Source organism: Amycolatopsis sp. NPDC026612 (assembly GCF_040638285.1).
Taxonomy (GTDB): domain Bacteria; phylum Actinomycetota; class Actinomycetes; order Mycobacteriales; family Pseudonocardiaceae; genus Amycolatopsis.
On record NZ_JBEZYB010000149.1, the window covers coordinates 1 to 10262 of the forward strand.

General features: G+C 72.7%; 1 protein-coding gene and 1 pseudogene. Both read left to right on the top strand.

Annotated elements, in window-relative coordinates:
- Positions 1-3: 3 nt before the first annotated feature.
- Positions 4-90 (top strand): annotated as a pseudogene (locus AB0F15_RS44250) (hypothetical protein); the annotation flags it as partial.
- A 30-nt stretch (positions 91-120) separates the two neighbouring features.
- On the top strand, positions 121-10262 hold a 10142-nt coding region (locus tag AB0F15_RS44255; RefSeq protein WP_360283818.1), incomplete at its 3' end, for an SDR family NAD(P)-dependent oxidoreductase.

Genomic DNA, 10262 nt, shown 5'->3' on the forward strand with positions numbered 1-10262 from the left:
GTCATGGCGACGCCGAACACGTTCATTCAGTTTTCCCGGCAGCGGGGGCTGTCGGAGGACGGCCGGTGCAAGTCTTACGGTGACGGCGCCGACGGTGTCGGTTGGTCCGAGGGTGCCGGGATGCTGGTGTTGGAGCGCCTCTCCGATGCCCGCCGCAACGGCCACGAAGTCTTGGCGATCATCCGCGGTTCCGCGGTGAACCAGGATGGTGCCTCGAACGGCCTGACCGCACCGAACGGCCCCTCGCAGCAGCGGGTGATCCGCCAGGCACTGGCGTCGGCCGGTCTGTCCACATCGGACATTGATGTGGTCGAGGGCCACGGTACCGGCACGAAGCTGGGTGACCCGATCGAGGCCCAGGCGCTGCTCGCCACCTACGGCCAGGACCGCGAAGCCCCGCTGTGGCTGGGTTCGCTGAAGTCGAACATCGGGCACACCCAGGCCGCGGCCGGGGTGGCCGGCGTGATCAAGATGGTCATGGCCATGCGGCACGGCGTGCTCCCGCGGTCCCTGCACTCGGACGCGCCGTCCTCGCACGTGGACTGGGACGCCGGTGCGGTGAGCCTGCTGACCGAGGCGCGCGACTGGCCCGAGGCCGGTCGTCCGCGCCGGGCCGGGATCTCGTCGTTCGGCATCAGCGGGACGAACGCGCACACGATCATCGAGGCTCCCGAGCCTGCTCCGGCCGCCCCGGAGGTGGTCCGGGACGACGTGCTGGTGCCCTGGGTCCTGTCCGGTCGCACCCCGGAAGCCCTGGACGCCCAGGCCCGGACCCTGGCCCAGACGATCGGCGACCAGGACACCGTGGACGTCGGCTGGTCCCTCGCCGCGACGCGGACGGCCTTCGACCACCGCGCGATGGTGCTGGCTTCCGACACCGAGACGGCGTTGACCTCCCTCCGAAATGGGGATGTCCTGTCCGGGGCCCGGGTGGGGGGCAAGCTGGCGATCTTGTTCTCCGGCCAGGGTGCCCAGCGCGCCGGGATGGGCCGCGAGCTGTACGCCCGGTACCCGGTGTTCGCCGAGGCGCTCGACGAGGTCCTGGCCGAGCTGGAGATCGAGAATCTGCGTGAGGTGATGTGGTCCGGGGACGGTTTGGACCGGACCGAGTACACCCAGCCTGCGTTGTTCGCGGTGGAGACCGCCTTGTTCCGGTTGATGGAGTCCTGGGGCATCAAGCCGGACTTCGTGGCCGGGCACAGCGTCGGCGAGATCACCGCGGCGCACGTGTCGGGCGTGCTGTCGCTGGCCGACGCGTGCGCGCTCGTCGAGGCACGCGGCCGGTTGATGCAGGCCCTGCCCTCGGGTGGGGCGATGCTCGCGGTCCAGGCCACCGAGGAACGAGCACGGCGCTGGCCCGAGGTGTCCATCGCCGCGGTCAACGGCCCGAACGCGGTGGTGCTGTCGGGCGCCGAGGAGGCGATCGACCGGATCGAGGCGGACCGCGCCAAGCGGCTACCGGTCAGCCACGCGTTCCACTCCCGCCTGATGGAGCCCATGCTGGCCGAGTTCGCCCGAGCGCTGGACGGCATCACGTTCCACGAACCCACCATCCCGGTGGTCTCCAACGTCACCGGTGGGTTCAGCGATCAAGGCAGCATCGACTACTGGGTCCGGCACGTCCGCGACACGGTCCGATTCGCCGACGGCCTGACCAGTCTCCACGGCGAAGGCGTCCGCACGTTCCTGGAGCTGGGCCCGGACGCCACCCTGACCACGCACACCGCCGACCTGGCCGAGGCCACCGGAATTCCGGCGCTGCGCAAGGACAAGCCCGAACCCGAAACCCTGCTCCGGGCCCTGGGTGCCCTCCACGTCCAAGGCATCGACGTCGACTGGGACGCCTTCTTCGCCCCGCTCCAGCCGCGCCGGGCCATCCTGCCCACCTACGCCTTCCGACACCGCACCTACTGGCCCGCCACCCGGGCGGTGGCCGGGGACGCGTCCGGCCTCGGCCAGGAAGTCACCGGGCACCCGCTGCTCGGCGCGATCCTCGCCGTGGCCGGCTCCGAAGACGTCCTCCTCACCGGACGCCTGTCGCTGCACTCCCACCCGTGGTTGTCCGACCACGTGGTCGGCGACCGGATCCTGTTCCCGGGCACCGGGTTCGTCGAGCTGGCGGTGCGGGCCGGGGACGAGGTGGGCTGCGGCCGGGTCGACGAGCTGACCCTGCTGGCACCGCTGGTCCTGCCCGCCCAGGGTGCGGTGCAGGTGCAGGTCCGCGTCGGCGAGCCGGACGCCCAGGGCCGCCGCGCGCTCGGCGTGCACTCCCGCGCCGAGGGCGGCGACTGGACCCAGCACGCCACCGGCCTGGTCAGCGGCGACGCGGCCGAGGCCGACCCCGCCGGCTTGACCACCTGGCCGCCGCCGGGCGCGCAGCCCGCCGGTACCGAGGACTTCTACGCCGGCCTGGCCCGGCTCGGCCTGCACTACGGCCCCCGGTTCCAGGGCCTCACCGGCGTCTGGCAGGGCGGCGACGGCGAGTGGTTCGCCGAGGTCGCCCTGGACGACGCGGCCACCGGGTTCGGCCTGCACCCGGCGTTGCTGGACTCGGCGTTGCACGCCATCGGGTTCACCGGCGTCGGAGGCACCGGCCGGGGTCCGGTGCTGCCGTTCGCCTGGCAGGACGTGACTCTGCACGCCACTGGCGCCACCGCGCTGCGGGTGCGCCTGCTGCGCACGGGCGACGACACGGTGACGTTGTCAGCGGTGGACCCGGCGGGTGCGCCGGTGCTCAGCGTCGGCGGGTTGACGCTGCGGGCCGCCGAGCCTTCGGCGGCCTCGGTGGACGGCTTGTTCGAGATGCGGTGGAGCCCGTCGACCGGGACGGCACGGACCGGGTTGTCCCGGGTGGCCGTGCTCGGTGCCGAGGACGTCGCCGCCGCCTTGCGGCACGCCGGACTGGACGTCGTCACGGTGGACGACCTGGCTTCGCTGGCCGACCAGGAGGTTCCGCGGATCGTCCTGGCCCGGGCGCCGGAAGCCGCAGACGTGGTGGCCGGGGCGCACGCGGCGAGCCGCACGGTGCTGGACCTGGTCCAGCAGTGGCTGGCCGAAGACGCGTTCGCCGGTTCGCGGCTGGTCGTGCTGACCCGCGGTGCCGATGTGGTGACCGCGCCGGTGCTCGGCCTGGTCCGCAGCGCGCGTTCGGAGCACCCGGACCGGTTCGGGTTGCTGGACCTAGACCCGGCGGGCGAGCTGGACGGTGCGTTGCTGGTCGATGCGCTGGCCGGCGGCGAGCGCGAGGTGCGGCTGCGTGACGGTGCCGTGCTGACCGGCGGCCTGACCGCCGTGCGGCCGGCCTTGGCGGTGCCGGCGGACAGCGCGAGCTGGCGGCTCGGCATGGTCGCGCAAGGCAGCCTCGACGGCCTCGCGCTGGAACCCTGCGACGCGGCGGAAGCCGAGCTGACGGGCCGTCAAGTCCGGGTCGCGGTGCGCGCGGCCGGGCTCAACTTCCGGGACGTGCTCAACGCTTTGGGCATGTACCCGGGCGACGCCGGCCTGCTCGGCGCCGAGGCGATGGGCGTGGTCACCGAGCTCGGGCCCGAGGCGAGCGACCTACGGGTCGGTGACCGCGTGATGGGCCGGATCGGCGGCAGCTTCGGCCCGTTCGCCGTCGTCGACGAGCGGTTCCTCGCCCCGGTGCCGGCCCGCTGGTCCGATGTGGACGCCGCCGGTGCTCCGGTGGCCTACCTGACCGCCCTGTACGGCCTTCAGGACATCGCCGGCCTCCGCGCCGGCGAGCGCGTGCTGATCCACGCCGGTGCCGGTGGTGTCGGCATGGCGGCGATCCAGGTCGCGCAGTGGCTGGGCGCGGAGGTCTTCGCGACCGCCAGCGAGCCGAAATGGCCGGTGCTACGGGAGTTCGGGATCGCCGACGACCACATCGCGTCGTCGCGGACCCTCGACTTCGAGGAGCAATTCCGCGCGGTGTCCGGCGATCACGGCATGGACGTGGTGCTGAACTCGCTGGCCGGCGAGTTCACTGACGCCTCGCTGCGGCTGCTCGCCGACGGCGGCCGGTTCGCCGAGATGGGCAAGACCGACATCCGCACCGAGGTGCCCGGCTACCGCGCCTTCGACATCGTGGAAGCCGGGCCCGACCGCACGCAGGAGCTGCTGCGCCAGCTCCTGACCCTCGTCGACGACGGGATCGTGCAGGCCCTGCCCGCCCGCACCTTCGACGTCCGGCGGGCGCCGGAGGCGATGCGGTGGATGAGTCAGGCCAAGCACGTGGGCAAGATCGTGCTGACCATCCCGCAGGTGTGGGACCACACCCGCCCGGTGGTGATCACCGGCGGAACAGGTGGCTTGGGCCGGTTGGTGGCCCGGCACCTGGTCGAGCGGGGTTTCGGGCATCTGGTGCTGACCAGCCGTCGTGGTCCGGCCGCCGAAGGCATCGGCGAACTGGTGGCCGAGCTCGAGTCGGGCGGGGCGCGGGTCGAGGTCCGGGCCTGCGACCTCACCGACGCCACCGCGACGACGGCGCTGGTCGACGACCTGGCTCCGCTGTCCGCGGTCGTGCACTCGGCCGGGGTGCTGGACGACGGTCTCGTGGAGTCGATGACCCCCGAACGGCTGGACCGGGTCCTGGCGGCCAAGGTCGACGCCGCCTGGAACCTGCACCGGGCCGTGCCGGACGCCCCGCTGGTGGTGTTCTCCTCCATCGCCGGGGTACTCGGCACGGCGGGCCAAGCCAACTACGCCGCCGGCAACACCTTCCTGGACGCGCTGATGGAGCAACGCCGGACCGAAGGCCGGCCCGGGCTGTCGATCGCCTGGGGAGGCTGGGAGCCCACCGGCGGCATGACCGCTTCCCTGTCCGAACAGGACGTCGCCCGGATGCGACGCACCGGGTTCCCGCCCCTGAGCCACGCCGATGGCCTGGCCCTGTTCGACGCCGCCATCGCCACGGACGCGGCGCACGTCGTGGCCACCGGCTTCGACGCCGCCGCGCTGCGGGCCCGGGCCGAGGTGCCGGCCATGCTGCGGACGTTGGCCGGTCCGGCACGGCCGGTCCGCCGGTCGGCTGCCACTGCGCCCGGCGCGGGCGAGAATGGCTTCGCAGCGGAACTGGCGGTTTTGACGCCGGTGCAGCAGCGGGAACGGGTCTTGGCGTTGGTCGGTGCGCAGGCCGCATTGGTGCTGGGCCACGCCGAGGCGTCGGAGGTCGGTTCCGAACGGGAGTTCCGCGAACTGGGCTTCGACTCGCTGACCGCGGTGGAGTTGCGCAACCGGCTCGGCCAGGCCACCGGCTTGCGGCTGTCTTCGACGCTGGTGTTCGACCACCCGACTCCCGAGCAGCTCGCCACGCACCTGCTGGAGCAACTCGACCCGCAGGTCGAGGCGACCGCGGCGGTGCCGGGCACGATCGTGCACGACGACGACCCGATCGTCATCGTCGGCATGGCCTGCCGCTTCCCCCACGGCGTCCGCTCGCCCGAAGACCTCTGGCAGCTGGTCGCCTCCGGCGGCGACGCCATCGCCGAGTTCCCCGAGGATCGCGGCTGGGACTTGGCCACGCTGACCGGCGGCGGCCCCGGCCACAGCGACACGCACCGCGGCGGCTTCCTCACCGACGTGGCCGGGTTCGACGCCGAGTTCTTCGGCATCGCCCCGCGCGAGGCGCTGGCCATGGATCCCCAGCAGCGCCAGTTGCTGGAGACCGCTTGGGAGGCACTGGAACGGTCCGGGATCGACCCGGCGACGCTGCGCGGCAGCCCCGCCGGTGTCTTCATCGGCGCGTCCTCCAGCGGGTACTCCGCGTTGTCGGCCGGCTCGGCCGAGGCTGAAGGCCTGACGCTGACCGGCAACACGCCGAGTGTGATGTCCGGCCGGCTGGCCTACACACTGGGCCTGGAAGGTCCGGCCGTCACGGTGGACACCGCGTGTTCGTCGTCCCTGGTCGCGCTGCACTGGGCGGCCCAGGCACTGCGCAGCGGCGAGTGCTCGCTCGCGCTCACCGGCGGTGCCACCATCCTGTCCAGCCCTTCGTTGTTCGTGGAGTTCTCCCGGCAGGGCGGTCTGGCCGTCGACGGCCGGTGCAAGGCCTACGCCGACGGGGCCGACGGCACCGGCTGGGCCGAGGGCGTCGGCATGTTGGTCGTGGAACGGCTTTCCGACGCGCGCCGCAACGGCCACGAGGTGCTGGCAGTCGTCCGCGGTTCCGCGGTGAACCAGGATGGTGCCTCGAACGGTTTGACGGCGCCGAATGGTCCGTCGCAGCAGCGGGTGATCCGGCAGGCGTTGGCGTCGGCTGGTCTGTCCACTTCGGACGTCGATGTGGTGGAGGGGCACGGGACGGGTACGAAGCTGGGTGACCCGATCGAGGCTCAGGCGCTGTTGGCGACCTACGGCCAGGAGCGGGAGACGCCGTTGTGGCTGGGTTCGGTGAAGTCGAACATCGGGCACACGCAGGCGGCGGCCGGTGTCGCGGGGATCATCAAGATGGTCATGGCGATGCGGCACGGTGTGCTGCCGCAGACGTTGCACGTGGATGCGCCTTCGTCGCATGTGGACTGGGAGTCGGGTGCGGTCAGCCTGCTGACCGAGCCACGGGACTGGCCGGCACAAGACCGTCCGCGCCGGGCCGCGGTGTCCTCCTTCGGGATCAGCGGCACCAATGCTCACACCATCCTCGAGCAGCCGGCCCAGCCTGCTCCGGTCGTCGAAGCCAGTACGGAAGATGTGCTGGTGCCGTGGGTGCTGTCGGCCAAGTCTCCGGACGCCCTGACGGCGCAGGCCGCGGCCTTGCCGGGGCGGGCCGTCGGTGAGGCGGCGGTGGACGTGGCCTGGTCGCTGGCCCGGACGCGCTCCGCCTTCGAGCACCGGGCGGTGGTGCTGGCTTCCGACACCGAAACCGCGTTGTCTTCCCTGCGGAACGGGGAGGTTCTGTCCGGTACCCGGGTGCGGGGCAAGCTGGCGGTTTTGTTCTCCGGGCAGGGCGCGCAGCGTGCGGGGATGGGCCGGGAGCTTCATGCCCGTTATCCGGTGTTTGCTCAGGCTTTCGACGAAGTGCTGGCCGAGCTGGGGATCGAGAATCTACGCGAGGTGATGTGGTCCGGGGAGGGCCTGGACCGGACGGAATACACCCAGCCGGCGTTGTTCGCGGTCGAGGTGGCGTTGTTCCGGCTGGCCGAGTCCTGGGGCATCAAACCCGATTACGTGGCCGGTCATTCCATCGGCGAGATCACGGCTGCCCACGTGGCGGGTGTGTTGTCCTTGGCGGATGCGTGTTCTCTGGTGGCGGCTCGTGGCCGGTTGATGCAGGCGCTGCCGGCGGGTGGGGCGATGTTGGCGGTGCGGGCCACCGAGGAACAAGCACGGCGCTGGCCCGAGGTGTCCATTGCGGCGGTCAATGGTCCGAACGCGGTGGTGCTGTCCGGCACGGAAGAGGCGATCAGCGGGATCGAGGCGGAGCGGGCCAAGCGGCTGCCGGTGTCCCATGCGTTCCACTCCAGCCTGATGGAGCCCATGCTGGCGGAATTCGCTCGCGCGCTGGATGGGATCACGTTCCATGAGCCCACGATTCCGGTGGTCTCCAACGTCACCGGTAGAATTAGTGATCAGGGCAGCATCGACTACTGGGTCCGGCACGTCCGCGACACGGTCCGATTCGCCGACGGCCTGACCAGTCTCCACGGCGAAGGCGTCCGCACGTTCCTGGAGCTGGGCCCCGACGCCACCCTCACCACCCACGTGGCCGAGCTGGCCGGGGTCACCGGGATTCCGGCCCTGCGCAAGGACAAGCCCGAGGAGGAGTCCCTCGTCCGGGCGTTGTCGCTGCTGTACATCCAGGGTGCCGCCATCGATTGGGACGCTTTCTTCGCGCCGCTCAAGCCGCGGCGGGTCGACCTGCCCACCTACCCCTTCCAGCACCAGGTGTTCTGGCCGAAGGCGCGGGCCAACGCCGGGGACGCGACCGGGTTCGGCCTGGCCGCGACCGGGCACCCGCTGCTGAGTGCCGCGGTCGCCATGGCCGACGCCTCCGGGGTGGTGCTCACCGGCTCCCTGTCCCTGCGCACGCACCCGTGGCTGGCCGAGCACGTCGTCAACGGTCAGGTGTTGTTCCCGGGCACCGGGTTCGTCGAGCTGGCCATCCGGGCCGGCGACGAGGCCGGCTGCGCCCGGCTGGGCGAGCTGACCCTGCTCGCGCCGCTGGTCCTGCCGGCCCGCGAGCCGGTCCAGGTCCAGGTGCGGGTGGCGGCCGAACAGGCCGACGGCACCCGCGGCCTCATGATCTACTCCCGGTCCGGCTCCGGGCACGACTGGGTCCAGCACGCCACCGGCACCCTCCGGCCCGGCGTCGCCGCGACCGGGACCACCGGCCTGGAAACCTGGCCCCCGGCGGCGACCCCGGTCGACATCGACACCTTCTACGCCGAACTCGAAGCGCTGGGCCTGGTCTACGGGCCCCGGTTCCGCGGCGTCGAGTCGGTCTGGAAGGGCACGGGGAACGAGTGGTTCGCCGAGGTCGCGCTGGACGCGGAGGCCGACGGCTTCGGCGTGCACCCGGCCCTGCTGGACGCCGCCCTGCACGGCATCCGCTACCTGCGTTCCGGAGAGCCCGGCGGGGCGGTCGTGCCGTTCGCCTGGCACGACGTCGAGCTGCACGCCACCGGCGCCACCCGGCTGCGGGTCCGGCTGACCCGCTCGGGCGAGGACACCATCGCCCTCGCCGCCACCGACCACGACGGCGTGCCGGTGGTGACCGTGGGCTCGCTGACCCTGCGCTCGGCCGGCACCGCACCGGTCGCCGTGCGCCGGGAGGGCCTGTACGACGTCGGCTGGACACCGGTCACGGCCACCTCCCGGACCGGCCTGTCCCGCATCGCGGTCGTCGGCGCCGAGGACGTCGCCGGCCTCCTGCTCGATGCGGGACTGCCCGTGCAGACCGCGCCCGACCTGGCCGCACTGGCCGGCACCGACGTGCCCCGGGTCGTGTTGGCCGAGGTCGCGCCGCCGGCGGGTGACGTGCCCGCCGGCGTGCACACCCTGACCGCCGAGGTGCTGGACTTGGTCCAGCGCTGGCTGGCCGAGGAGGCCTTCGCCGGTTCGCGGCTCGTACTGCTGACCCGGCAAGCCGGCGTGCGGACCGCGGCCGCCTGGGGCCTGGTCCGCAGCGCGCTCGCCGAGAACCCCGACCGGTTCGCCCTGCTCGACCTGGGCGGCACACCGGGCGCGGAACTCCTCATCGAAGCCCTGACCTGCGGCGAGCCCGAGCTTCGCGTGACCGGCGACGCCGTGCTGGCTCCCCGGCTGCACCGGGCCACCGCGGCCGGCTCCTGGACCTGTGCCGGAACCGTGCTGATCACCGGCGGCACCGGCGGCGTGGGACGCGTGCTGACCAAGCACCTCCTGGAGCTGGGGGCCGAGCGTGTGGTGCTGGCCAGCCGCCGGGGCACCGCGGACTGGCTGTCCGAGCTGGACGAGCGGGTCGAGGCGCGAGCTTGCGATGTCACCGACGCCGGATCGGTGTCGGCGCTGGTCGACGCCGTGGCCGTGGAACACGGTCTCGGCCTGGTGATCCACGCGGCCGGTGTGCTGGCCGACGGGGTGGTCGGCTCGCTGACGCCGGATTCGCTCGACGCCGTGTTCGCCCCGAAGGTGGACGCCGCCTGGCACCTGCACCGGGCTTTGGAGCGGCACCCGGACACCCGGTTGGTGCTGTTTTCCTCGGTGGCCGGCGTGCTCGGCACCGCCGGGCAGGGCAATTACGCTGCGGCGAATTCGTTCCTGGATGCGCTGGCCGAAGTGCGGACGGCCGAGGGGCGTCCGACGTTGTCGGTGGCGTGGGGGCCGTGGGCGCTGGCCGATGGTCTGGTGGGCGAGCTGTCGGAAGCCGATCGGGGCCGGATGGCCCGCGCCGGGGTGCCACCGCTGCCCGCCGACCGGGCGCTGGCCCTGCTGGACGCGGCCCTGACCGTCGACGGCCGGATCGTGGCGACCGGACTGGACGTGGCCGCGCTGCGCGAACGGGCGGTGCTGCCCGGCGTCCTGCGGGACCTCGCCGGCAGCGTCCGTCGCCGGGTCTCCCGCGCCGACGCGCCCGCCGCGGCCGACCTGACCCGGCGGCTGGCCGCGCTGACCCCTGCCGAGCAGGCCGAGGCCGTGGCCGAGATGATCGGCGGCCGGATCGCGGCCGTGCTCGGCCACGCCACGGGCACGGTGTTCGACGCGGACAAGACGTTCCAGGAGCTGGGTTTCGATTCGCTGACGGCGGTGGAGCTGCGCAACGGCCTGGACGCGGCCACGGACTTGCG